Here is a 24,291-nt window from a genome sequence, read left to right as displayed (position 1 = left end):
TTCCATCCTAATAGGCAGACGGAGACGACCGGGACAAGTCCGGCCATGCCGGGTGGGCAGGGCCAGGCCCCGATCCCTGACGGTTGGGTGGACTGGTGCTTGCATGGTAGACAGGCCTGCATTTCAACAAAGCTCGAGATCCTCCATGCCCATCGTGAACCGCGTCGCTGACCTTCAATCCGATATCCAGGCCTGGCGGCGGGACATCCACCAGCACCCCGAGCTGCTGTATGACGTCCACCGCACCGCAGCATTCGTCGCGGATCGCCTGCGCGAGTTCGGTTGCGACGAGGTCGTGACCGGCATCGGCCAGACCGGCGTGGTGGGCGTGATCAAGGGCAACAAGCCGGCCGGCGAGGGGCTCAAGGTGATCGGCATGCGGGCCGACATGGACGCGCTGCCTGTCGATGAGCAGACCAACCTGCCTTACGCCTCCAAGATTCCGGGCAAGATGCACGCCTGCGGCCATGACGGCCACACCGCGATGCTGCTCGGCGCCGCACGCTATCTCGCCGAGACCCGCAACTTCGCCGGCGATGCCGTCGTGATCTTCCAGCCGGCCGAGGAAGGCGGCGCCGGTGGCGCGGCCATGGTGAAGGACGGCATGATGGAGCGCTTCGGCATCGAGCAGGTCTACGGCATGCACAACGGCCCCGGCATTCCGATCGGCTCGTTCGCGATCCGGCCGGGCCCGATCATGGCGGCGACCGACGAGGTCGACCTCATGATCGAGGGTCTCGGCGGCCATGCCGCACGTCCGCACAAATGCGTGGATTCCGTTCTGGTCGGTGCACAGCTGATCACGGCGTTGCAGTCGATCGTCGCGCGCAGCGTCGATCCCTTGGAATCGGCCGTGATCTCGATCTGCGAATTCCACGCCGGCAATGCCCGCAACGTCATCCCGCAAACCGCTATTCTGCGGGGCACCATCCGCACGCTGACGCCGGACGTGCGCAAGCTGGTCGAGAAGCGCGTGCGCGAAGTCGTGGCGGGCGTCGCCCAGATCACCGGCGCCAAGATCGATCTGCACTACAAGCGCAATTATCCCGTGGTGAACAATCACGTCGCGGAGACCGAGGTGGCGTCGCGCATTGCCAAGCAGGTCGCGGGCGATGCCAATGTGCTCGAGATGTCGCCGCTGATGGGCGGCGAGGACTTTGCCTACATGCTGGAAGCGCGCCCCGGCGCGTTCATCTTCTGCGGCAACGGCGACAGCGCGGGCCTGCATCACCCTGCCTACAATTTCAACGACGAGGCGATCGTGTTCGGTACCTCCTACTGGGTCAAGCTGGTCGAGGAACAGCTCGCGGCGTCGTAAGCCAAGACGCCGGCAGAAATGAAAAGGGCCCGTGCATCGCACGGGCCCTTTGACGTTAGTAAGCGATGGTCTCTCAGAAGAGGTGAGAGAACAGATAGTACAACGTGCCCGAGATGATCATCGCGGCCGGCAGGGTCAAAACCCAGGCCATGGCGATGTTGCGGATCGTGGACCATTGCAGGCCGGAGCCGTTGGCGGCCATGGTGCCGGCGATACCAGACGACAGCACGTGCGTGGTCGACACCGGCAGGCCGTAGATGTCGGCCGCGGCGATGGTGGCGGCCGCCGTGATCTCGGCGCAGGCACCTTGCGCGTAGGTCAGATGCGTCTTGCCGATCTTCTCGCCGACGGTCACGACGATGCGCTTCCAGCCGACCATGGTGCCGAGGCCAAGCGCGATGGCGACCGCGATCTTCACCCAGCCGGGGATGAACTTCGTGGCGCTGTCGAGCGAGCCCTTGTAGGCGTTGAGCACGGCGACGTCGCCGGTGCTGAGCTCGGCTTCCTTGTCCTTCATCAGGAATCGCAGTGCTTCCGAGACGAGGTACATGTCGTTGCGGGTGTTGCCGACGAGGTCGGCCGGCACCTTGGCGAGCGAGCCGTAGGTGGTCACCTGCTTGGCAATGTCGCGCACGAGCACGGCGAGCGACGGGAACGTGCCGCCGTTGACCTCATGCTGCGCAACATAGTTGGTCACGGCGGGCCGCGGATTGCCGATCACGCTGTAGCCGGCGGCCTTGCCTTCGATGATCTTGCTGGCGGCGTCCGAGTTCTGGCTGAACGCGGCGATCTGGCTCTCCGGCAGCGCGCGGTTGAGCGCGTAGGCGGTTGGCACGGTGCCGATCAGGATCAGCATGATCAGGCCCATGCCCTTCTGACCGTCATTGGAGCCGTGGAAGAAGCTCACCAGTGTGCAGGTGAGGATCAGGATTCCGCGGATCCACAGCGGCGGCGGCTGGTCGCCCTTCGGCTCGCCGAACAGAGCGGGCGTGGCGCGCAGCAGCGCGGAGCGCAGGATCAGCAGCAGGCCCGCGGCCAGCGCGAAGCCGAACAGCGGCGACAGCAGCAGCGCCTTGCCGATATTGGTGGCCTGGGACCAGTCGACGCCCGAGGTGCCGCTGCGGCCATGCAGGAGCGCGTTCATGATGCCGACGCCCATGATCGAGCCGATCAGGGTGTGCGAGCTCGAGGCGGGCAGGCCGAAATACCAGGTGCCGACATTCCAGATGATGGCGGAGATCAACAGCGCGAACACCATCGCAAAGCCGGCGCTGGAGCCGACCTGGAGGATCAGTTCGACCGGCAGCAGCGAGACGATGCCGAACGCGACTGCGCCCGAGGACAGCAGCACGCCGAACAGGTTGAACATGCCGGACCACACCACGGCGACGTGGGCGGGCAGCGAGCGGGTGTAGATCACGGTCGCGACCGCGTTGGCAGTGTCGTGGAATCCGTTCACGAACTCGAAGCCGAGTGCGATCAGAAGCGCGACGAACAGCAGGAGGAAGGGAGCAAAGGTCTTGACCTGCGCGCCGGCAGCGTCGACGTCGACCCAGATGCTGTAGGCGACGAAGAGCAGTGCGGCGGCGATCACTCCCATATAGATTACGCCGGTGAGCGGATGGAATCCGCGATTAAGGTCTGGCCCCTTACTCAAGGCCGGCTCGATGGAGCCTGGCAAAGCAACGTCACTCATTGGAAAATCTCCTGTCCCAAGGCCCCGATTTTGCGCGCGGCATGTGACAGGCGGTTGAAATGGCGGACAGGCAGTTGAAATGATGGAATTTATCCACGCTCAGGCGGCGTGCGCGGACTTCTTCTGCAAGCTGGCAGCAATCGTGAGGTCTTCGACAAAGCGCTGATATTCCAGCACCTTCGCTTCCGGATCGGGTAGCCGCAGCAGATAGGACGGATGCACCGTCACCAGAGCCTTGCGTCCGTCGGGGAGGTCTATGAGCCGGCCGCGGTTCTTGCCGATGGGCGTGATCTTGCCGAACACGCTTTGTGCGGCGGTGGCGCCCATCGCCACGATGAGATTGGGCTGGATTGCCGAAACTTCCCGCTCATACCATTGGCGGCAAGCTTTGATCTCCGGCGTCGCAGGCTTCTGGTGCAGGCGGATCTTTCCGCGCGGCACAAATTTGAAGTGCTTCACCGCGTTGGTGACATAGACCTTCTTGCGATCGACGCCGGCTTCCGCGAGCGCGCGGTCGAGCATCTGGCCGGCCGGGCCGACGAAGGGGTGGCCTGCGAGGTCTTCCTTGTCGCCGGGCTGCTCGCCGACCAGCATGATGGTGGCGTTCTGCGGTCCCTCGCCGAACACGGTCTGCGTCGCGTCCTTGTAGAGCTGGCAGGCGCGGCAATGGGCGGCTTCCTCGCGAAGCGCCTCGAGATCGTTGGTGACAGTCTTACGTGTCATCGGAGCCTCCGGCCGTTTCTGAGGCTTGTGCGGATCGGTTGCAGCGTTGGTGATCATGGCGCCGGTCATGCGTTCGGCGTCCTCGATCAGAGGCTTAATGATCGAGGCCTCGGGCAGGTTCCTCCAGTATTTCCTCGGCATCTCCGTCTGCATCGCCTTCACCTTCAACCGCGCCGGGTTAAAGATGCTGGCGTAGTAGCGCCGCCAGGTTTCCTCCAGCCGGTCTTCGCCCGGCGCCTCGCTCTTGCTCACGCCCGGCGTGAACGAAAGCGCGTGGCCGTCCCAATGCGCGCAGAGATCGGGCGTCAGGATTGACCAGGGCATATCGGCAAAGCGTCTGGCGAAGAACGGCGCGGCGAGCTCGACGATATAATGCTCCGGCTCGAACCAGGCGACGTAATGCGCGGCACGTTCACGGCCGATCTCGCGGAAGCGCACGAAGGCGTGCATCTTGTGCTCGTCGCGATGGACCGCTCTTGCCATCGCCGTAGCTAACGCGATGTCAGGATCGGTCGCGACCTCGATGAGATCGTGATTGTCCTTCAGTCGCCAGAGCAGGCGATAGAGGATCGCAAAGCGCTGCGGATCGCGATGCAGGATGGCGGTCTGGGCGAGCTCGACGAATTTTGCCGACACGCTGAAGGTGCCGTCGTTCACCTCGAGGATCGGAGATGGTGCGGGCGGTGCGAACAACTCGGCTTCGCCGCCTTGCACGGCCCATGTGACTTCGGTGGGCTTCACATGATGAAGCACGAGCGTGCGGGCGGCTTTGCGCCAGCTTTCGAAATCGGTTTCGGTGTCGAGGATGATGTACTGCATCAGAAGCCAAACCCCAGTTGCGTTGCTTTCGGCTTGAACCGTTCGATCAGCCGCGCCTCGTCGAGGCGGTGCGGCGCGGGCCGGTGATCGCTGAGCACGATGAACGGCAGCGCCTTGTTGCGGGGCACGTGCAGCCGCGCGAGATCGGAGAGACGGATCGTGGTGGTGCGCCGTGTGGCGATGATGCGCTCGACCGCCTTGGTGCCGAAGCCCGGTACGCGCAACAGCTCCTCGCGGCTGGCGCGATTGATGTCGAGCGGAAAGCGGTCGCGGTGGCGCAGCGCCCAGGCGAGCTTGGGATCGATATCGAGCAGCAGCATCGCGCTGTCGTCGACGATCTCGCCGACGTCAAAACCGTAGAAGCGCATCAGCCAGTCGGCCTGGTAGAGCCGGTGCTCGCGCAACAACGGCGGCTGTACCAGAGGCAACGCGCGGCTGGCGTCGGGGATCGGGCTGAAGGCGGAGTAATAGACGCGCCGCAGCCGGTATGAGCCGTAGAGATTGGCGCTGGTGTGGAGAATGGTGTGATCGTTCGCGCCATCGGCGCCGACGATCATCTGCGTGCTTTGTCCTGCCGGCGCGAAGCGCTGCGGCTTGGCCTTCGTCTTGGTGCTGCGGTTGTCCTCGGCTTCGTCCAGTTTCAGCCGCAGCCGGCCCATGGTGCGGCGGATCGCACGCACGTCCTTCTCGGGCGCGAATTGTTGCAGGCTGGTCTCCTCAGGCATCTCGATATTGATGGAGAGACGATCGGCATATCTGCCGGCTTCCGCGATCAGCGCGTCGTCGGCCTCCGGAATGGTCTTGAGATGGATGTAGCCGCGGAAGTGATGCTCCTCGCGCAGTTTTCGCGCGACGCTGACCACCTGCTCCATGGTGTAGTCGGGACTGCGAATGATGCCGGAGGAGAGAAACAGTCCTTCGATGTAATTGCGCCGGTAGAAGTCCAGCGTCAGCTTGACCACCTCGTCGATGGTGAAGCGAGCGCGCGGCACGTTGGAGGAAGCGCGGTTGACGCAATAGAGACAGTCGTAATTGCAGGCGTTGGTGAGCAGCACCTTGAGCAGCGAGATGCAACGTCCGTCCGGCGCGTAGGAATGGCAGATGCCCATGCCCGGCGCGGTCGAGCCCATGCCCTTGCCGTCGCTGGAATCCCGCTTTTCGGTGCCGCTGGAGGCACAGGAGGCGTCGTACTTGGCTGCATCCGCCAGGATCTCCAGCTTGCGTTGTACGTCCATCCCGGAATCCCTTTGATTCAGCTCATGAATCTGATCGAGCGCAATTCGATTGACTCTTCGCGCGCCGTTAGCTTTATATTAGAACATACCATGAACAAATGAGCCAGCCGCTGGTTCTCTTTTTGAGAGTCATCGGCAATCACCTCTGAAGGAGCGGCGAGCATGAGCGGCGCACGCATGAGCGCGCTTGCGACCTTGCGCAGCCAGATCGAACGGATCGAGACGGCGGAGGTCGTGCATCATCACGACCGCGTCGCGCTCGGCCACGGCGAGGTCGACCACGCCTTGAAAGGCGGGCTCGCACGCGCGGCGATCCACGAGGTGTTTTGCGAGGGGCGTCAGGGCGCGGCCGCGACGGGCTTTATCACCGGGCTTGCGGGCCGCGTCACGGTGCGTCGGCCGCTGCTGTGGGTGCGGCAGGATTTCTCGGAACTTGAAACCGGCGCGTTGTCGATGTGCGGGCTCGCCGAGCTCGGCCTCGATCCGCGCCGCGTGGTGATGGTGCGCGCGGCTGACGTGGAGAGCGCGCTGCGCACCTCGGCCGATGCGCTCGCCTGCGATGCGCTCGGCGCCGTCGTGCTCGAGCTCTGGGGCGAGACCAGGCAGTTCGATCTCGTGGCGAGCCGCAAGCTGACGCTGGCCGCACAATCCTCTGGCGTCACCGGCCTCTTGTTGCGGATGGCGGCACAGCCGCTGCCCTCGACGGCGGAAACACGATGGATGCTGCGCGCGGCGCATTCGCCGCCGGGCGCGGCTTCAATGCCTGCGGCGCTTTGGAGTGCCTGGGGCGCGCCGCGCTTCGATGTCGAGCTGTTGCGCAATCGTCATGGCCCGTGTGGCCGGTGGATCATGGAATGGAAGTGTGATGAGTGCCAGTTCAGTGAACCGTCGGCGTATTCTCAGCCTGTGGCTGCCGCGCCTGCCCATCGACCGGATCCAGCGGTTCTTCAACGGCGGGTTGGGTAATAATCCTGAGCCCAGCATTGTCGTCATCAAGGATAACAATGCGCTGGTGATCCATGCGCTGGACGAGGCGGCCGAGCGGCTCGGTCTGTACATCGGCCAGCCGCTGGCGAATGCGCGAGCGATGTGTCCGGACCTGAAAGTGTTCGACGCCGATGTCGTGGCCGATGCAAAGGCGTTGAGCGATATCGCCGACTGGTGCGACCGCTTCACGCCGCTGGTGGCGCTCGATCCGCCGCACGGGCTGTTCCTCGATATCACCGGCTGTGCGCATCTGTTCGGTGGCGAGGCTGCATTGTTGCAGACGCTGGTCCGTGCGCTGGCCCGCCAGGGCTTTGCCGTCGGCGCCGCGATCGCCAGCACCTCGGTCTGCGCGCGTACGCTGACGCGGCAGACGCCTGGCGTTATTGTTGCCAATGGCGGGGAGGCGGCGGCGATCGACCGGTTTCCGGTGTCCGCGCTCGGTGCGGACGAGGCCATCACCACCGGCCTGCGCCGGGCCGGGCTGAAGACGATCGGCGATGTCGCCTTGCGCACGCCGAGCGAAATCACGGCGCGGTTCGGCGCGCGGTTCTCCACGCTGCTCGCGCATGCGCTGGGGCAGGGCGATGCGCCGATCAGCCCGCGAAAACCGCTGCCCGACTACATCGTGGAAAAACGCTTTGCCGAGCCGATCGCGACCGACACCATGATCGCGATGACGCTGTCGCGGCTGGCCGATACGCTGATCGCTTCCATGGAAAAGCAGGGCAAGGGCGCGCGCCGATTAGAGGCCGCGTTCTTCCGCACCGACGGCGTGGTGCGCGCGATCATGGTCGAGACCGGGCGTCCCGTGACGCGAAGTGCCGTCATAGACCGGCTGTTCCGCGAGCGGCTCGATGCGCTTGCCGATCCCCTCGATCCCGGCTTCGGCTTCGACATGGTGCGCCTGTCGGCGAGCCGCACCGAGATCGTGGTGCAGGAGCAGCGCGATCTCGATGCCAATGTCCATGACAATGACGAGCTCGCCGCGCTGATCGACCGCATCGCCGCGCGTATCGGCGGAAAACGCGTCGTCGTGCACCTGCCGCAGGACACCCATATCCCTGAAAGTGCGGTGCTGGCCGCGCCCGCGCAGCATCATCTCGCCGCCGCCATGCAGGCCGAATGGCCGGCGCGTGCCGCGAGCGAGCCGCCGCTGCGCCCCTTGCGCCTGTTCGACAAGCCGGAGCCGGTCACAGTGCCGTTCGCGACCGTGCCTGATGGCCCGCCGCATCAATTCACCTGGCGGCGCGCAAAACATGCGGTGGTGCGGGTGGAAGGACCCGAGCGCATCGCCATGGAATGGTGGCGGCAGGACGGCAAGCAGCTGACGCGGGATTATTTCCGCATCGAGGATGCCGAAGGCCTGCGCTTCTGGATTTTTCGCGACGGCCTTTACGAGGGGGAGGTGTTCGACGCCGACGGCAAGCCCGCTTCTCCCGGCTGGTATGTGCACGGTCTCTTCGCATGACTACTCCCACTTATGCCGAGATCGGCATCACCACAAACTTCTCCTTCCTGCGCGGCGGCTCGGATCCGCGCGCCTATGTGCATCAGGCCAGCAAGCTCGGCATTCCCGTGATCGGCATTGCCGATCACAACACGCTGGCCGGCGTGGTACGGGCCTGGAATGAGCTCGACAATGACACGGTGCTGCACAAGCCAAAGCTCCTGATCGGCGCGCGCATCGTCTTCATCGACGGTACGCCCGACATTTTTGTTTATCCGCGCGACCGCGCCGCCTATGGCCGGTTGTGCCAACTCCTCACCAGAGGCAAGCGTGGCGACGACATCACGCGAATCGAGAAGGGCGAATGCCATCTCAGCTTTGCCGATCTTCTGGAGTTTTCTGAAGGCCAGCTCCTGGTCCTGACGCTGCCGCATCGGTTTGATGATGCGAAAGTGCTGGATGTGCTTTCAAGGCTCGAGGCCAGCCGCGCCGAAGGCGTGTGGCTGGCCGCGAGCCTGGTCTATCGCGGCGACGACCGTCGCCGTCTGGCGCGGCTCGACGATCTCGCAGCCAAAGCAAGGGTGCCGCTGCTCGCGACCAACGAGGTGCTCTATCATGATCCCGGCCGCCGGCCGCTTCAGGACGTGCTGACCTGCATCCGGGAAAAGACCACGATCGAGGCGGTCGGACGCAAGCTGGAAGCCAACGCCGAGCGCTTTCTGAAGACGCCGCGCGAAATGGCGCGGCTGTTCCGCGATTTCCCCGAGGCGATTGCGGAGACCATGCGCTTTGCCGACAAGATCGACTTCTCGCTCGACCAGCTCAAATATCAATATCCGGACGAGCCGGTGCCGCCGGGCAAGACCGCGCAGGGGCATCTGGAGGATCTGACCTGGGCAGGCGTCGATAAATACTTTGGCGGGATCGACAATGTCGACGCAAAGCTGCGCGCGACCTTGCACAAGGAACTCGCGCTGATCGCCGAGCTGAAATACGCGCATTACTTCCTCACCGTGCATGACATCGTTCATTACGCGCGCAGCCAGAACATCCTGTGCCAGGGGCGGGGATCGGCGGCCAATTCGGCGGTGTGCTACGTGCTCGGCATCACCTCGGTCGATCCGACCAAGGTCGATCTGCTGTTCGAGCGCTTCATCTCCAAGGAGCGGCTGGAGCCGCCGGATATCGACGTCGATTTCGAGCATTCGCGGCGCGAGGAGGTGATGCAATATGTCTATCGCCGCTACGGCCGCCACCGCGCTGCGATCATCGCCACCGTTATCCATTATCGTCCGCGCAGCGCCATCCGCGACGTCGGCAAGGCGCTGGGGCTGACCGAGGACGTCACCGCCGCGCTCGCCGACACCGTCTGGGGCAGCTGGGGCAAGGGTCTCAACGACATGCAGGTGAGGCAGGCCGGGCTCGATCCGCAAAATCCCATGATCAATCTCGCGGTCGAGCTTGCGACCGAGCTGATCGAATTCCCGCGTCATCTCTCCCAGCATGTCGGCGGCTATGTGCTGACGCAGGACCGGCTCGACACCTATGTGCCGATCGGCAACGCCGCGATGGACGACCGTACTTTCATCGAATGGGACAAGGACGACGTCGACGCGCTCAACATGATGAAGGTCGACGTGCTCGCGCTGGGCATGCTGACCTGCATCCGGAAGTGTTTTGATCTGATCGATCGGCATAAGGGCGAGCGCTGGGTTCTGGCGACCGTTCCGCAGGACGATCCCAAGGTTTACGACATGCTGTGTGACGGCGAATCGCTCGGCGTGTTCCAGGTCGAGAGCCGCGCGCAGATGAACATGTTGCCGCGCCTGAAGCCGCGGACCTTCTACGATCTCGTCATCGAGGTCGCGATCGTGCGCCCGGGTCCGATCCAGGGCGACATGGTGCATCCGTATCTGCGCCGGCGGAACGGGCTGGAGAAGGTGATCTATCCCTCGCCATCGCCCGAGCATGGTCCCGCGGACGAGCTCTACAAGGTGCTGCACAAGACGAAGGGCGTGCCCCTGTTCCAGGAACAGGCGATGCGCATCGCGATCGAGGCGGCGAAATTCACCCCCGAGGAAGCCAACGGCCTGCGCCGCTCGATGGCGACCTTTCGCAATGTCGGCACCATCGGCCAATACGAGGAGAAGCTGATCGGCAACATGGTCGCGCGCGGCTATGATGCAAACTTCGCCAGAAGCTGTTTTGACCAGATCAAGGGCTTCGGCTCCTACGGTTTCCCGGAGAGCCATGCCGCGAGCTTTGCCCAGCTCGTCTATATCTCGTCATGGCTGAAGTATCATCACCCCGACGCCTTCTGCTGCGGGCTTCTGAACTCGCAACCGATGGGCTTTTACGCGCCGGCGCAGATCGTCGGCGACGCCCGCAAGAACGGCATCGAGGTGCGCGAGATCGACGTGTCCTACAGCTTTGCGCAGAACACGCTGGAGAGCACGGACGACAGATATTGTGCCGTTCGCCTCGGCTTCCGCCAGATCGACGGCTTTCACTGGCTCGATCCGGATGAGGAATTCCTCAAAGCGGAGCAAGCGAAGCGGCAGGGCAAGGTCTATGTCACTCAGGAAGACTGGGCCGACCGCATCATCAAGGCTCGCGACCGCCAACAGTTCACCTCGCTCGAAGATTTTGCCCGCGACACCGGCCTGCCCAAGCGCGCGCTGATCCTGCTGGCGGATGCTGATGCATTCCGCTCGCTCGGGCTCGACCGCCGCGAGGCACTGTGGCAGGTGCGACGGCTGCCCGACGATGTGGCGCTGCCGCTGTTCGAGGCAGCCACCGCGCGCGAGCAGCCGGACGAGCAGGCCAAGCCGTTGCCGGTGATGCCGCGTCCCGAACAGGTCGTCGCCGACTACCAGACCATCCGGCTGTCACTCAAGGGCCACCCGATGGAATTCCTGCGCGAGACGTTTTCGCGCGAGCGGATCGTCTCCTGCAAGGAGATCAGCCATGAGAACGAACGGCGCCGCGTCCGCTGCGCCGGCGTGGTGCTGGTGCGGCAGCGGCCCGGCAGCGCCAGTGGCGTCGTGTTCATGACGCTGGAGGACGAAACCGGTATCGCCAATGTCGTGGTGTGGCCCAAGATCATGGAGCAGTACCGGAAGGAGGTGATGGGCGCGCGCCTCATCCAGGTCGAAGGCTATATCCAGAGCAGCCCCGAGAAGGTGACGCATCTGATCGCGCAGCGCATGATCGACCGCTCGCACGATCTGGTCGGTCTTGCCAACGATGCCCTGAGCCGCAAGCATCCGGTCCCGGCAGGCGCCGACCTGATCGAGCCGCTCAATGACGACCGCCGCGACCACGCGGACATGCCGGCGCAAAAAATCCGCCACCCCCGCAACGTCCGCATCCTGCCGCCGTCGCGGGATTTCCATTGAGGAGTGGTGGGGGGCCGCCACACCCGTCATTGCGAGCGTAGCGAAGCAATCCAGTCTTTCCGCGGAGGGATTCTGGATTGCTTCGCTGCGCTCGCAATGACGAGGATAGAGGATTGCTTCGCTTCGCTCGCAATGACGGCGGAAACAGCGTGCCCTCACTCCGGCGCCGCTCCCACCGGCGGGCCGCCGGGCGGGCGGTGCAGGAAGGTCAGCGAGGCGTAGGCGCCGGCCCAGGAACCCATCGCCGCGAAAGCGACATAGAAGGCGTTCTCGGTGTAGCTGATCACGGCGTAGGAGGAGAGCAGGTACCAGACCGCGCTCCAGTTCGCCGCCGGGACGCGCTTGCGCGCGATCACGGCCGAGGTGAACATCACATAGACTGCGTCGGTGGCCGCCGTTGCGATGAACACGGCGCCCGCGGTGAGGGGATCGATGGCAGCCATTGCATTCCTTTGTGTGCTAATGGAAGTCGCAAAGCTAAGGGAGAGAAGCGGTCATGCAAAGCCCTGCCGACATTCTCAGCGACATCTGGGCCTCCGCCGACGGCGACAAGGCTGCGCTCGCGCGCGTACGGCTGACCGGCGAAGAGCCGCAGATCCCATCCTCGTTTCGCGTTGCCGTTGCCGGACAAACGACGATTGCCGCTGCCGGCCTTGCCGCTGCTGAAATCTGGCGGATGCGCGGCGGCGAGGCGCAGGATGTCGCCGTCGACATGCGTCACGCCGTCGTCGAATGCCGTTCCGAGCGTTATCTGCGCCTCGACGACAAGCCGCCGCCACCGGCCTGGGATGCCATCGCCGGCGTCTACAAGACCGGCGATAGCCGTTTCGTTCGCTGCCACACCAATTTCAGGCATCACCGCGACGCCGTCTGCAAGGTGCTTGGCTGTGTGCCCGAGCGCGAGAAGGTGCAAGCCGCGCTGATGCAATGGAAGGGCGAGGATTTTGAAGCCGCGGCCTATGCCGCCGGCGGGGTCGTCGCTCTGATGCGCTCTTACGATGAATGGTCGGCGCTGCCGCAAGCACGTGCGCTCGCGGAACTGCCGCTGATCTCGATCGAGAAGATCGGCGACGCCTCTCCAAAATCTTGGTCTAAAAAGCCGTGGCCCAAAGGCGATCGCCCGCTCTCGGGTCTTCGCGTGCTCGATCTCTCCCGCGTCATCGCCGGTCCCGTCGCCGGCCGCACGCTTGCCGCGCACGGTGCGGACGTGTTGCTCGTCTCGGGGCCGGAGCTGCCTGCCATTCCCTGGCTCACCATCGACACCGGCCGCGGCAAGCTCACCACCTTCATCGAGCTGAAGAGCGAGGCGGGCCAGGCGCAGCTGCGCGCGCTGTTGAAGGAGGCCGACATCTTCTCGCAAGGCTATCGCCCGCGCGCGCTCGCAGCCCTCGGCTTTTCGCCGGAGCAGGCCGCGGAGATCAATCCCGGCATCGTCTACGTCACGCTGTCGGCTTACGGCCATGCCGGCCCATGGGCCGAGCGGCGCGGCTTCGATTCGCTGGTGCAGACCACGACCGGCTTCAACGACGCGGAAGGCAAGGCCGCCGGCATCAACGGTCCCAAGGAATTGCCGGCGCAGATGCTCGACCACGCCACCGGCTATCTGATGGCATTCGGCGCGATGATGGCGAGGGCGCGCCAGGCGCGTGAAGGCGGCAGCTGGCACGTGCGTGTGTCGCTGGCGCAGACCGGACGCTGGCTTTGGAATCTCGGCCGTCTCGAAGGTGGTCTTAACACCCCGGATATTACGGGTGAGGCTGTACATGCAACGTTCATGGAGACAGTGTCATCTGGCTTCGGCACGTTGACGGCGGTGCGCCATTCGGCGGTGCTGTCGCGGACACCGGCGCGATGGAGCCGTCCGGCCATGCCGCTCGGCAGCCATCCGCCGCAATGGCCGGCGCGAAGCTGACGTGAAGCTGACGCGCCGCAAAATTTTAACGCAAACCGCAGGACGCCCAGCGTTTTTTAGGTTGTTTGAAATCTCAATTCGGCACTATTAGCGCGACCGATGAGGCAGTCGTTTGCCGAGATCGTCGCAGACTTGACCGGGCCCCATGGTAGTTGAAAATACCAAGCGATTGCAGGTGCTTACAAAACGACGGGTGATTACATCCGTAGTTTTACTGGCGCTTGCCGGTGCCGGGGCCTACAGCTTTCTCCATGCGGGCGCCAAGGACAAGAGCCATTCCGAAGTCTCCAGCCAGTCGCGCCGGAATGCGCAGAACTTCACGCCGACACCGTCGGAATGGGCGACGCTGACGATCGAGCCGGTCAATGCCAAAAGCTTCCGCGCCGAGTATGTCACCGAAGGCAAGGTCGCGGTCGACGAAGACCGTTCGACGCCGGTGTTCTCGCCTTATGCGGGCCGGGTGACCAAGCTGCTCGCCAAGCCCGGCGAGAGCGTGACCCAAGGTCAACCGCTGTTCACAATCGAGGCCGCCGACACCGTGCAGGCCCAGAACGATTTCATCGCGGCGATGACGTCGCAGAACAAGGCGAAGTCGGCGCTCGAGCTTGCCGACATCCAGTACCGGCGCGCCAAGGATCTCTACGAAGGCCGCGCCATTCCACTCAAGGATTATCAGCAGGCGGAAGCGACCCAGGTCCAGGCGCAGAACGATATGCGCTCCTCGGTGACGGCGCTGGAGGCTGCAAACAACAAGCTGCGGATCCTCGGTTTCACCGACGAGACGATCAAGGCGTTCCAGACCAAGAGCACCATCAATCCGGAAATCACGATCTATGCGCCGATCTCGGGCACGGTCGTGCAGCGCAAGATCGGTCCTGGGCAATATGTCAATTCCGGTGCCAGCGATCCGGTCTTCGTGATCGGCGATCTCTCGACGGTCTGGCTCACCGCCTTCGTGCGTGAAAGCGACGCCGCCTCCGTCAGCGTCGGGCAGGACATCAGCGTCAACGTGATGGCGCTGCCGGGCCGTCCGCTGACCGCCAAGATCAACTACGTCGCCGCCGCGATCGATCCCAGTACCCGCCGCCTACTGGTCCGCGCCACCATCGACAACAAGGATGGTCTGCTCAAGCCGGAAATGTTCGCCAACGTCACGATCTATTCGGCCGGCGACCGCGGGGCGCCTGCGGTGCCGAAGCAGGCGCTGATCTACGAAGGCGACCAGGTCCGTATCTGGGTCGCGCGCGAGGACAAGTCGGTCGAGCTCCGCCAGATCAAGACCGGCCTCATCAACGGCAACCTCGTCGAGGTGACCAGCAACCTGAAGCCCGGCGAACATGTCGTCGTCAAAGGCAGCCTGTTCATCGACCGCGCGGCGTCCGGTAGCTGATCGACGAGCCCCAAGAAACTGCGAAAAACCTGAATGGACCGTCTCGTCGCCCTAGCCGTCAACCGGCGCTTCCTGATGGTCGGCATGTTTGTCGCCGTGCTCATCGGCGGCCTGATTGCGTTCAATCAGCTCAACATCGAGGCCTATCCCGATCCGACCCCGCCGATGGTCGACATCGTCACGCAGAGCCCGGGCCTGTCGGCGGAAGAGATCGAGCGCTACATCACGATCCCGATCGAGACCCAGGTCGCGGGCCTGAAGAACCTCACGACCATCCGCACCATCTCGCTCTACGGCCTTTCCGACGTCAAGCTGCAGTTCTCCTTCGCCTACACCTATGACGAGGCGTTGCAGCAGGTCTTGAACCGCCTGGCGCAGCTCGCGCCGCTGCCGGGCAACGTGCAGCCGCAGATCTCGCCGCTGAGCCCGATCGGCGAAATCTTCCGCTATCGGCTGGTCGGCCCGCCGAACTACAGCGTGCTCGACCTCAAGACCATTCAGGACTGGATCCTCCAGCGTCGCTTCCGCGCCGTGCCCGGCGTGATCGACGTCACCGGGTGGGGCGGCAAGAGCAAGACCTATGAGCTCCAGGTCGACAACAACAAGCTGGTCGCCAACGGCCTGACGCTGCCGCAGCTGCTCCAGGCGGTCAGCAATTCGAACGTCAATGTCGGCGGCAACACCGTCAATATCGGCCAGCAATCGGCCGTGGTCCGCGGCGTCGGCCTGATCCGCTCCATCGACGACCTCGCCAACACCATGATCGCCCAGACCAACGGCAATCCGGTGCTGGTGAAGGACGTCGCCACCGTCACCGTCGGCCAGAAGCCGCGTCTCGGCATCGCCGGCATCGACGATTCCGACGATATCGTGCAGGGCATCGTGCTGATGCGCCGCGGCGAGCAGAGCTCGCCAACCATCAAGCGGGTCCACCAGCTCGTTCAAACCATCAACGAGTCCAGTATCCTGCCGCCCGGCGTCCGCATCGAGCGCATCTATGACCGCGGCGACCTGATCGAGCTCACCACCCACACCGTGCTGCACAACATGGTGGTCGGCATCCTCCTGATCGTGCTGTTGCAGTGGATCTTCCTCGGCGATCTGCGAAGTGCGCTGATCGTCGGCGCCACGATTCCGTTCGCCTTGTTCTTCGCCGTGATCATCCTGGTGCTGCGCGGGGAATCGGCCAACCTGCTGTCGGTCGGTGCCATCGATTTCGGCCTGATCGTGGATGCCACCGTCATCATGGTGGAGGCGATCTTCCGCCGCCTGACGCAGACCACGCCGCCGGCGGAATCCGAGCAGATGTCGCCCGACACGCTGTTCGGCATGAAGAGCCACGCCATCCTCAGCGCCGCGGCCGACGTCTCGCGCTCGATCTTCTTTGCCGCTGCGATCATCATCGCGGCCTTCCTGCCGCTGTTCACGCTGTCAGGCGTCGAGGGCAATATTTTCGGGCCGATGGCGCGCACCTATGCCTACGCGCTCGCCGGCGGCCTGCTGGCGACCTTCACCGTGACGCCTGCGCTGTCCGCGATCATCCTGCCGGCGCATGTCGAGGAGACCGAGACCAGGGTGATGCAGATCCTGCACCGGATCTACATGCCGGTTTTGAATTGGGCCGTCGCCAACCGCAGCATCATGCTCGGCGCCTCGGTCGGCCTCGTGCTGATGACGGTTGCGCTCGGCCGGTTGCTCGGCCTCGAATTCCTGCCCAAGCTCGAAGAGGGCAACCTCTGGATCCGCGCCACGCTGCCGCCGACCATCTCGCTGCAGGAAGGCAACTCCTACGTCAACGAGATGCGCAAGCTGATCCGCGCCCGGCCCGAGGTCGAATCCGTGGTGTCGCAGCACGGCCGTCCCGACGACGGCACCGACGCCGCGGGCTTCTTCAACGCCGAGTTCTTCGCGCCGCTGAAGCCTGTAGACCAGTGGCCCGGCACGCATGACAAGGAAGAGCTGACCGCGCAGCTGCTCAAGCAGCTCGACGACCGCTTCCCCGGCGTCGAGTTCAACTTCTCGCAATATCTCCAGGACAACGTCTCGGAAGCCGTTTCCGGCGTGAAGGGCGAGAACTCGATCAAGCTGTTCGGCAGCGATCTCCAGGCGCTGACCGACACCGCCAACAAGATCAAGTCGGTGCTGGCGACCGTGCAGGGCGTCACCGACCTCGCGGTCTTCACCTCGCTCGGACAGCCGACCGTGCAGATCGACATCGACCGCGCCAAGGCCGCGCGCTACGGGCTTGCCCCCGGCGACATCAACGCTACCATCAAGGTCGCGATCGGCGGCGACACCGCGGGCGATATCTACGAGCCGGGCTCCGACCGTCACTTCCCGATCATCGTTCGCCTTGCGCCGGAGTACCGCCGCAGCGCCGAGGCGATCCAGAACATACGGATCGGCGCGCCCGGGCCGAACGGCTCCGTGACACAAATCCCTTTGAGCGAGGTCGCCAATATCAGCCTCGTCTCCGGCGCCGCCTACATCTATCGCGAGCAGCAGGAGCGCTATCTGCCGATCAAGTTCTCGGTGCGCGAGCGCGACCTCGGCAGCGCCATCCGCGAGGCGCAGCAGAAGATCGCTGACCAGGTTCAGCTGCCGCCTGCCTCGCACATGGAATGGGTCGGCGAGTTCGGCAATCTCCAGGACGCGATCCGGCGGCTGTCGATCGTGGTGCCGATCTCGCTGGCGCTGATCGGCATCCTGCTCTGGTTCAATTTCGGCTCGATGACCGATACCTTGCTCGCCATGAGCGTGATCCCGATGGCGATCTTCGGCGGCGTGCTCGGTCTGCTGATCACCGGCACCGCCTTCAGCGTCTCGGCGGCGATCGGGTTCATCGCCCTGTTCGGCATCGCGGTGATGGATGGCATCATTATCCTCTCGCAGTTCAACCAATTGATCGATGAAGGCATGGACCGCGTCAGCGCAGTGATCCGCACCGGCGAGCTCCAGCTCCGCCCGGTGTTGATGACCTGCGTGGTCGCCGGCGTCGGCCTGCTACCGGCTGCGCTGTCGGCGGGCATCGGCTCGCAGGTGCAGAAGCCGCTCGCGGTCGTGGTCGTCACCGGCATGATGCTGGCACCGGTCGTGATCCTGGTGACGCTGCCGGTGCTGATCTCCTTCTTCTCCCGTCGCGCGCGCTGACGCGCGAGCTAGCCCAACGCGCGCTGCGCGATCCGCAGCAGCATCAAGGTCCCGAGCCCGAGCAGCATCAGGCTGGCGAACCGGCTGCTCAATGACAGCATCCGTGGCGTCAGCCGCGAGCGCGCGGTTGCGACGATCGTGCTGAGGATCATCCACCAGACCGCCGAGCCGACGAAGACACCCGCGATCAGCGGTGCGGCTGCGGCCTGCGTGGAGAATGCGTGCAACGCTGCGAGAAACAGGATGACCGTCAATGGATTGGTCAGCCCGAGCGCGATGGCGCTGAGATAGGCGCGAGCGAGATGCACTCTGTCGATCTCACCGGCGTCCTGGAGCACGATGGAGCACCGGTGCGTGCGGAGCGCGAACCACAGCAGCGTGAGTGCCGAGACGATGCCGAAGACAACAGCATTCGCCTCGACCCAGGGCTGTGCAAGCGCGCCTAATCCCAAAACTGCGAAGGCGCTGTAGGTGAGATGCACAGTCGCCGCGCCGAAGCCGGTGGCGAGGCCTGTGGCGATGCCCGACTCCAATGTGCGCTGAATGCACAGCATGCCCATTGGCCCGATGGGGGCGGCGACGGTGAAACCAATTCCGATGCCGGACAAAAGCGCGGCAAGATAATGCGATAAAAGCATGCACCCGCACGAACAAATGAAATCAGTGCGTGTGCGTACCCGGATGCGAGGGCCCGTGCCTCAACCGAAAGGGTGAAAAGCGAAAGGAACCACGAACACGTTCGTGTGAATCCAATCTCGTTGCACTCGTGCGACAGAGTTCCGCCACTCGACATGGAGCTGCGTCGCACTTCATTGAACCTAATTGCGCGTGTCGCGACTCAGAAACCGTACAGCCGCGCCGGATTGTCGACCAGGATCTTCCTGCGCACATCCGCATCCGGTGCCCATACCGGAAGCTGGTTGAGCAGGCGGCCGTCGTCGATCTGGTGGAACGGTGCGAGGTCGCAAGTCTTGCGGCCCTCGACTTGGGCCGAATCCGGATGTGGCCAGTCGGTGCCCCAGACGATGCGGTCCGGGTTTGCGGCGATCAGTGCGTGCGCATAGGGCATCATGTCCTGATAGTCGGGCGCGAGGTTCGACGAGCGATAGGCGCCCGAAATCTTCACGTACGCCTTGCCCGATGTGACGAGTGCGACGAGGTCCGCAAATCCGGGCTGCTCCAGTCCGAGCGAGGCCTCGAGGCCGCCAAAGTGGTCGAACACCGCGGGCACCGGTGAGGCCAGCACGAGATCCCTGATCGCCGAGATCATCGCCAGCGTGGTGTAGAGCTGCACGTGCCAGCCGCGCGCTTTCATGCGCTCGATGGCGGCGGTGAGGCGGGTGCGGCCGACATCGGGATTGTTGACGCCGTCGGTGGCAAGATTGATGCGGATGCCGCGAAAGCCGTCCGCATGCATCGTGTCGAGCTGAGCTTCCGTGGTCTTGTCGTCGATCACGGCCACTCCGCGTGCGGTCGCGCCGCGCGCCTTGATTCCGAACAGGCTGGAGGAATTGTCGGTGCCGTAGACGCTCGGCGTGACGATCACGACGCGCTCGATATGGAGCGCCTTGTGCAGCGCTGCCATTTCTTCCGGGCTTGCTGGCCCTGGCGTATAGACGCGCCCGGCAAAGAAAGGAAACTTTTCGACATCGCCGTGGATATGGGTGTGACAATCGCACGCATGCGCCGGCACGTCGAAGTTGATCGGCGTCGCGGGTTGCGCTGCGCGCGCGTACTTTTTGTCGGTCATGGCTGCTCCGGCGGCGAGGAAGGCGCTCGGAACGATATCACATCAGCCGGGCAGTCGAGCCATTTCGGCGCATAGCTGCTCGACCAGCTCCGCAATCGGCCGCGCACCGTCGACGCGGACCACAGGGGAGGTTAGACGCGCGAGCCACGCCTCATCTTTTGCGAGGTTGCGGCCGTCACGATCGCCGGCTTCGTAGTGCGAGGCCCAGTCGACGAACGACTCCGTCTCCTCGTAGCGCCAGCCGCCCTGTGCGACGGCATCAGCACCGAAATGCGCAGCCTCGCGGGCACGCAGGCGCTGCATACGAAGCTCGCGCGACGTGGTCACGAAGATAACGAGATCGAACAGCGGGATGAGCTCATCGCCCCAGCCGGTGACGGTTCCGCTCAGCACCCAATCGAGACGCGGCAGGAACATCTCGCACATCAGGCGCAGACGCTCGGCGGCAGGACGCGTCGTCTGGTACGGCGGCGCCGTCGGCAGCCAGAAATAATCGTCGCTGTCGTGATGCGGCAGCGCCAGCCGTCCCGCAAGCGCGCGGCCGAGCGTCGTCACGCCGGAGCCTGAGGCTCCCATCAGATGGATGCGGCGGCTCTTCATGTTCACATTCCAGGAAAGCCAGCCCGATGGGCGGTTTTGAGGTCATGGCTGCGAGTCCAACGACGTCCGATGCTATCACCTCTCTCGACAGGAAGTGATTAGGCTACGCCTACGTCGACGGGTTTCGCAACGGCGCTACAAATCCAGGCATTGCGAGGATGACATTGTGCCCCTGTTTTGCCCGACGCGTCAAATAAAATTCGTAAAATCCGCAATCCTCGCGCGCGACTTCATCGGCTACTGTGCATGGGGTTGTTTTCGCCATTTTTAAAGGTGGCCGCCAAAGCGGCAGGCCGAAGCCGGCCACCGCCAGAATGCCCAGCGCGGCGCTCACCCGGATAATGGATTACTGCCCCGACGGCGTGCGCAGTCCTTGCCAGGCGTCGCGGACCTGGTGGTAGTGCACCTCCGGCAGATAGTCCGGGGTATTCAGGCTCAGCGTCTTGACGTCGAGATGGCCGACGGCGCTGAGCAGGGTATAGGAGGCAATGACCCGGTCGCGCAGTGCACCGATCAGGCGGGCTCTGGCCTGGATCAGATCGGCCTGCGAGTTCAGCACATCGACCGTGGTGCGCTGTCCGCCGGCGGCCTCGCGCTGCACGCCCTGGAGGGCGACGGTTGCGGCCTTCACCTCGGACTCCGAGGCCGAGACCGCGATCTTGGCGCCTTCATTGGTGACCCAGGCGCTGACGGCCGCCGTGCGCGCCTGGTTGCGCATCTGGTCGAGCACGAGCCGGCTCTGTGCCGTCACTTCCTTGGCCTGCCGGGTCTGCGACGCCGCCTGGCCGCCGTCATAGATCGGCGCGGTGACATTGGCGACGATCGAGGCCTGGTCGGTGGCGAAGGTGCCGAGCGTCGGGTCGCTGTCGCGGCTGCGGCTGACGCTGCCCTGCAGGCTGGCGCTCGGCAGCAGCGCGCCTTCGGCGACGCGGATATTGGTCGAGGCGACGTCGACGTCGAAGCCCGCGGCCATCACCGCCGGATGCTCGCGGATCGCCATCGCGATCGAATCCTCGCGGCTCTTCGGCAGATAGCGATCGACCACCTCGGCGGGGCGAAGCGCCGAAGGCGCATTGCCGATCACCTGGGAATAGGTCGCCTGGCTCACCGCGAGTGCGACCTCGGCGGCATTGAGATCGGCAAGGCCGCGATTGAGGCGCGCCTCGGCCTGGGCGCTGTCGGTCGGGGTGACGTCGCCGGCATTGAGGCGGCGCTGGGTGATGGAGAGCGTCTCGCGCAGGAAGGCGACGTTGGAGCGTTGCGCCTCGACCAGCGACTGGTTCGCCAACACGTTGGTGTAGGCTGTGACGGCGTCGAGCAGCACGCCCTGGCCGACATTGCGCAGCGCCTCGCGGCCGGACTGCACCTGAAGTTCCGCGACCCGCACGCTGTTGGCGGTGCGGAAGCCGTTGAACAGGGTCTGCGACACCGTGACCCCGATGGTCCAGGGTTTTAGCGTCGCGGTCTGGATGGTGTTGTCCGGAAGCAGGTTGCGTACGGCCTGCAGGCCGGCGCTGAGGCTCGCCACGATCTGCGGCCGATAGCCTGCCAGCGCCTGCGGCACGTTTTCGTCGGTGGCGCGCTGCCGTGCGCGCTCGGCGTTGAGTTGCGGATTGGTCTGGTAGGCCTTGACCAGCGCCTCCGGCAGGGCCTCCGCGCAGGCCGCGGCGGGCATGGCGCAACAGAGCGCCACCGTGGTCCACGTCGCGAGGACAGGACCCACGCCCGATCGACGCCGCGTCATCACGCGACCAGCTCTGGCGGTACGCCCAATCATGTAATCCCGCAAAATCCTGGCTGTCCGCCCCCGCCGACGGCGGCTCTCTTAACTGTTTACCCAGCGCCGGTCTCGCAGGCAAACTGCCGCGGAGGAAACCCCCATGAAATCCGTGCTTGTTGCAGGTGCGTCACACAGCGATTCCGGCTCGAATGCGCTATAGGGGACTGGCGGCGCCTGCCAATTCCGTCGGGCGCCTTTGCAATGTGGTCCGGACCCACGGATGATGCCGAAATTCTTCTCCGATCCCGATGCGCTTGCGGAGGAGATCATTCGCGACGTCGGAATCGATCTGGTGGTCGGTCTGCCGCTCGGCCTCGGCAAGGCCAATCACGTCGTCAACGCACTCTACGCGCGGGCCAGTGCCGATCCTTACATCAAGCTGACATTGCTCTCGGCGCTGACACTGGAAAAGCCGAAGCCGCAGGCCCTGATCGAACGCCGGTTCATCACGCCCGTGATCGACCGCCTGTTCGGATTGTATCCCGATCTGGCCTATGCCGAGGCGCTGCGCGAAAATCGGCTGCCGCCCAACATCAAAATTGTCGAATTCTTCTTTCTTGCCGGACGCTGGCTGCATGTGCCGGCGGCGCAGCAGAATTACATCTCGGCCAACTACACCCACGCCGCGAGCTACCTGCTGGCGCGCGGGATGAACGTGGTGACACAGCTGGTGGCCAAGCGCGTCGTCGACGGCGTGCCGCGCTACAGCCTGTCCTGTAACACCGATACGACGCTGGATGTGCTGCGTGAGCGCCGCGCCGGACGTGCGTCGTTCAAGCTGATCGCGCAGGTGAATTCCGAGCTGCCGTTCATGCCGGGCCCTGGCGATCTTCCAGCCGACGAGTTCAGCGCCGTGCTGGACAGCACGGCGACGGATTTTCCCCTGTTTGCGCCGCCGTCGGAGCCGATCTCCGATACCAAATACGCCATCGGACTGAACACGGCATCCCTCGTGCGCGACGGCGGTACGCTTCAGATCGGCATCGGGCAGATCGGCGATGCGCTCGCGCAAGGCCTGATCCTGCGCCATCGCAATAGCGTAGCGTTTCATGAGGTCGTCGCGCGGCTGTCTCCGGCGCGACCAGTCGTTGCGCGGGAAGCCGGCGCCTTCGAGGCGGGCCTCTACGGTGTCAGCGAGATGGTGACCGAGGCGTTCATCGGCCTGATCGACGCCGGCATTCTCAAGCGCGCCGTCGAAGGCGTGGTGCTGCACGGCGCTTTCTTTCTCGGTCCGAAATCCTTCTATCGCGCATTGCGCGAAATGCCGCCGGACCAGATCGCGAGCATCCAGATGATGCCGGTGTCGTTCACGAACGAGCTCTATGACGAGGAGGATCGGAAGCGCCGTGAACGCGTCGATGCACGCTTCATCAACAACACGATGATGGCGACGCTGCTGGGCGCGGCCGTATCCGACGGCCTCGACGACGGCCAGGTCGTGAGCGGCGTCGGCGGGCAATACAACTTCGTGGCGCAGGCCTTCGCGCTTCACGGTGCGCGATCGGTGCTGACGCTTGAAGCCACGCGGCAAGCGGGCCGTACGCTGAAATCCAACATCCTCTGGCGCTACGGACACGAGACGATTCCGCGCCACCTGCGCGATGTTTTCGTCACCGAATACGGCGTTGCCGATCTCAAGGGAAAGCCGGACGCCGACGTGATCGCGGCTGTGCTCGATATCGCTGACTCGCGCTTCCAGGACGAGCTGGCGCGGGTTGCAAAGGACGCCGGCAAACTGCCGCGGGGCTACGAGATTCCGGCGGTTCACCGCGAAAATCATCCCGAGCGGATCGCAACGGCGCTCAAGCCTGCGCGAGACGCCGGGCTCTTGCCGTCGTTCCCGTTCGGCTGCGATTTCACCGAGGTGGAGCAGCGCCTCATTCCAGCGCTGGAGATTCTCCAGGGCGCGCAACATTCATCGCGCGCGCTGGCAGGCCTGCTGTGGCAGGGATTGATGCGAAAGCCGGATACGGCCGACGAGGCGTGTCTCGCACGCCTCGGCCTCGATCAACCAAAAACGTGGGCCGAGCGCTTCTATCGCGCGCTCGTCAGCGCGGCCCTCGCACAGAGCCGCGCCCCGTAGATC

At 64.4% G+C, this 24,291-nt stretch carries 16 protein-coding genes; 8 read left to right on the top strand and 8 right to left on the bottom strand.

From position 1 onward, the window contains the following. Window positions 1-145 precede the first annotated feature (145 nt). Window positions 146-1,318, top strand: coding sequence for a M20 aminoacylase family protein (locus ABIC09_RS03470; protein WP_354031854.1), 1,173 nt, complete (start codon window positions 146-148; stop codon window positions 1,316-1,318). Between the two features lie 73 nt (window positions 1,319-1,391). Here the strand turns inward: ABIC09_RS03470 and ABIC09_RS03465 are convergent, their stop codons facing one another. From ABIC09_RS03465 to ABIC09_RS03455, 3 genes are all read right to left on the bottom strand, one after another. Beyond that, a complete protein-coding gene (locus ABIC09_RS03465; RefSeq protein WP_354108399.1) occupies window positions 1,392-3,014 on the bottom strand; it encodes an inorganic phosphate transporter in 1,623 nt (540 codons plus the stop codon). A gap of 99 nt (window positions 3,015-3,113) precedes the next feature. After that, entirely contained in the window at window positions 3,114-4,556 is a 1,443-nt protein-coding gene (locus tag ABIC09_RS03460; protein WP_354108398.1) for a UdgX family uracil-DNA binding protein, read from the bottom strand. After that, the gene (locus ABIC09_RS03455; protein WP_354108397.1) at window positions 4,556-5,791 is read right to left on the bottom strand and encodes a putative DNA modification/repair radical SAM protein; all 1,236 of its coding nucleotides are present in this window, start codon (window positions 5,789-5,791) and stop codon (window positions 4,556-4,558) included. Before ABIC09_RS03455 ends, ABIC09_RS03460 begins: the two co-directional genes overlap by 1 nt. Window positions 5,792-5,953: 162 nt before the next feature. On the opposite strand from ABIC09_RS03455, the gene ABIC09_RS03450 reads away from it, so the two are divergent. Genes ABIC09_RS03450 through ABIC09_RS03440 form a run of 3 tightly spaced genes read left to right on the top strand, consistent with a single transcriptional unit; the run spans window position 5,954 to window position 11,623 of the window. After that, the gene (locus ABIC09_RS03450) at window positions 5,954-6,757 is read left to right on the top strand and encodes an ImuA family protein (protein ID WP_354031857.1); all 804 of its coding nucleotides are present in this window, start codon (window positions 5,954-5,956) and stop codon (window positions 6,755-6,757) included. Beyond that, window positions 6,657-8,246: a Y-family DNA polymerase gene (locus ABIC09_RS03445; RefSeq protein ID WP_354031858.1), complete on the top strand. Its 1,590-nt coding sequence runs from the start codon at window positions 6,657-6,659 to the stop codon at window positions 8,244-8,246. The genes ABIC09_RS03450 and ABIC09_RS03445 overlap by 101 nt, the downstream gene beginning before the upstream one ends. Further along, window positions 8,243-11,623 carry an error-prone DNA polymerase gene (locus ABIC09_RS03440; protein WP_354108396.1) on the top strand — a complete coding sequence of 1,127 codons (3,381 nt, stop codon included), beginning with the start codon at window positions 8,243-8,245 and terminating at the stop codon, window positions 11,621-11,623. The genes ABIC09_RS03445 and ABIC09_RS03440 overlap by 4 nt, the downstream gene beginning before the upstream one ends. A 155-nt stretch (window positions 11,624-11,778) precedes the next feature. Here the strand turns inward: ABIC09_RS03440 and ABIC09_RS03435 are convergent, their stop codons facing one another. Continuing rightward, the gene (locus ABIC09_RS03435; RefSeq protein WP_148752069.1) at window positions 11,779-12,066 is read right to left on the bottom strand and encodes a hypothetical protein; all 288 of its coding nucleotides are present in this window, start codon (window positions 12,064-12,066) and stop codon (window positions 11,779-11,781) included. A gap of 53 nt (window positions 12,067-12,119) precedes the next feature. On the opposite strand from ABIC09_RS03435, the gene ABIC09_RS03430 reads away from it, so the two are divergent. From ABIC09_RS03430 to ABIC09_RS03420, 3 genes are all read left to right on the top strand, one after another. Next, window positions 12,120-13,535 carry a CoA transferase gene (locus ABIC09_RS03430; protein ID WP_354108395.1) on the top strand — a complete coding sequence of 472 codons (1,416 nt, stop codon included), beginning with the start codon at window positions 12,120-12,122 and terminating at the stop codon, window positions 13,533-13,535. Between the two features lie 145 nt (window positions 13,536-13,680). Next, window positions 13,681-14,925, top strand: coding sequence for an efflux RND transporter periplasmic adaptor subunit (locus tag ABIC09_RS03425; RefSeq protein WP_354108394.1), 1,245 nt, complete (start codon window positions 13,681-13,683; stop codon window positions 14,923-14,925). Window positions 14,926-14,958: 33 nt separating this feature from the next. Then, complete coding sequence (locus ABIC09_RS03420) at window positions 14,959-18,075, top strand: efflux RND transporter permease subunit (RefSeq protein WP_148752066.1); 3,117 nt, start codon at window positions 14,959-14,961, stop codon at window positions 18,073-18,075. Window positions 18,076-18,083: 8 nt separating this feature from the next. Here ABIC09_RS03420 and ABIC09_RS03415 read toward each other — a convergent pair whose 3' ends face one another. From ABIC09_RS03415 to ABIC09_RS03400, 4 genes are all read right to left on the bottom strand, one after another. Beyond that, on the bottom strand, window positions 18,084-18,713 hold the full coding sequence (locus tag ABIC09_RS03415; protein ID WP_354031862.1) for a LysE family translocator: 630 nt from the start codon (window positions 18,711-18,713) through the stop codon (window positions 18,084-18,086). A gap of 200 nt (window positions 18,714-18,913) precedes the next feature. Further along, the gene (locus tag ABIC09_RS03410; RefSeq protein ID WP_354108393.1) at window positions 18,914-19,825 is read right to left on the bottom strand and encodes an amidohydrolase family protein; all 912 of its coding nucleotides are present in this window, start codon (window positions 19,823-19,825) and stop codon (window positions 18,914-18,916) included. 42 nt (window positions 19,826-19,867) lie between these two features. Continuing rightward, window positions 19,868-20,425, bottom strand: coding sequence for a P-loop NTPase family protein (locus tag ABIC09_RS03405; RefSeq protein WP_354108392.1), 558 nt, complete (start codon window positions 20,423-20,425; stop codon window positions 19,868-19,870). A 346-nt stretch (window positions 20,426-20,771) separates the two neighbouring features. Then, a complete protein-coding gene (locus ABIC09_RS03400) occupies window positions 20,772-22,169 on the bottom strand; it encodes a TolC family outer membrane protein (RefSeq protein WP_354108391.1) in 1,398 nt (465 codons plus the stop codon). A gap of 259 nt (window positions 22,170-22,428) precedes the next feature. Here ABIC09_RS03400 and ABIC09_RS03395 point away from each other — a divergent pair, with 259 nt between their 5' ends. Then, window positions 22,429-24,288 (top strand): acetyl-CoA hydrolase/transferase C-terminal domain-containing protein, encoded by a 1,860-nt coding sequence (locus tag ABIC09_RS03395; protein ID WP_354108475.1) that lies wholly within the window; start codon window positions 22,429-22,431, stop codon window positions 24,286-24,288. Window positions 24,289-24,291 lie beyond the last annotated feature (3 nt).

It is taken from the genome of Bradyrhizobium sp. S3.12.5 (assembly GCF_040548225.1).
Classification (GTDB): Bacteria; Pseudomonadota; Alphaproteobacteria; order Rhizobiales; family Xanthobacteraceae; genus Bradyrhizobium; species Bradyrhizobium cytisi.
The sequence above is the reverse complement of the archived record's forward strand: the minus strand, read 5'-3'. Positions and strand labels throughout refer to the sequence as shown.

Coding starts and splice junctions, on each gene's coding strand:
- ABIC09_RS03465 (WP_354108399.1), bottom strand. CDS start 3,014: ATGAGTGACGTTGCTTTGCCAGGCTCCATCGAGCCGGCCTTGAGTAAG.
- ABIC09_RS03395 (WP_354108475.1), top strand. CDS start 22,429: ATGCCGAAATTCTTCTCCGATCCCGATGCGCTTGCGGAGGAGATCATT.
- ABIC09_RS03460 (WP_354108398.1), bottom strand. CDS start 4,556: ATGCAGTACATCATCCTCGACACCGAAACCGATTTCGAAAGCTGGCGC.
- ABIC09_RS03410 (WP_354108393.1), bottom strand. CDS start 19,825: ATGACCGACAAAAAGTACGCGCGCGCAGCGCAACCCGCGACGCCGATC.
- ABIC09_RS03430 (WP_354108395.1), top strand. CDS start 12,120: ATGCAAAGCCCTGCCGACATTCTCAGCGACATCTGGGCCTCCGCCGAC.
- ABIC09_RS03420 (WP_148752066.1), top strand. CDS start 14,959: ATGGACCGTCTCGTCGCCCTAGCCGTCAACCGGCGCTTCCTGATGGTC.
- ABIC09_RS03425 (WP_354108394.1), top strand. CDS start 13,681: ATGGTAGTTGAAAATACCAAGCGATTGCAGGTGCTTACAAAACGACGG.
- ABIC09_RS03405 (WP_354108392.1), bottom strand. CDS start 20,425: ATGAAGAGCCGCCGCATCCATCTGATGGGAGCCTCAGGCTCCGGCGTG.
- ABIC09_RS03445 (WP_354031858.1), top strand. CDS start 6,657: ATGAGTGCCAGTTCAGTGAACCGTCGGCGTATTCTCAGCCTGTGGCTG.
- ABIC09_RS03455 (WP_354108397.1), bottom strand. CDS start 5,791: ATGGACGTACAACGCAAGCTGGAGATCCTGGCGGATGCAGCCAAGTAC.
- ABIC09_RS03415 (WP_354031862.1), bottom strand. CDS start 18,713: ATGCTTTTATCGCATTATCTTGCCGCGCTTTTGTCCGGCATCGGAATT.
- ABIC09_RS03470 (WP_354031854.1), top strand. CDS start 146: ATGCCCATCGTGAACCGCGTCGCTGACCTTCAATCCGATATCCAGGCC.
- ABIC09_RS03440 (WP_354108396.1), top strand. CDS start 8,243: ATGACTACTCCCACTTATGCCGAGATCGGCATCACCACAAACTTCTCC.
- ABIC09_RS03435 (WP_148752069.1), bottom strand. CDS start 12,066: ATGGCTGCCATCGATCCCCTCACCGCGGGCGCCGTGTTCATCGCAACG.
- ABIC09_RS03450 (WP_354031857.1), top strand. CDS start 5,954: ATGAGCGGCGCACGCATGAGCGCGCTTGCGACCTTGCGCAGCCAGATC.
- ABIC09_RS03400 (WP_354108391.1), bottom strand. CDS start 22,169: ATGACGCGGCGTCGATCGGGCGTGGGTCCTGTCCTCGCGACGTGGACC.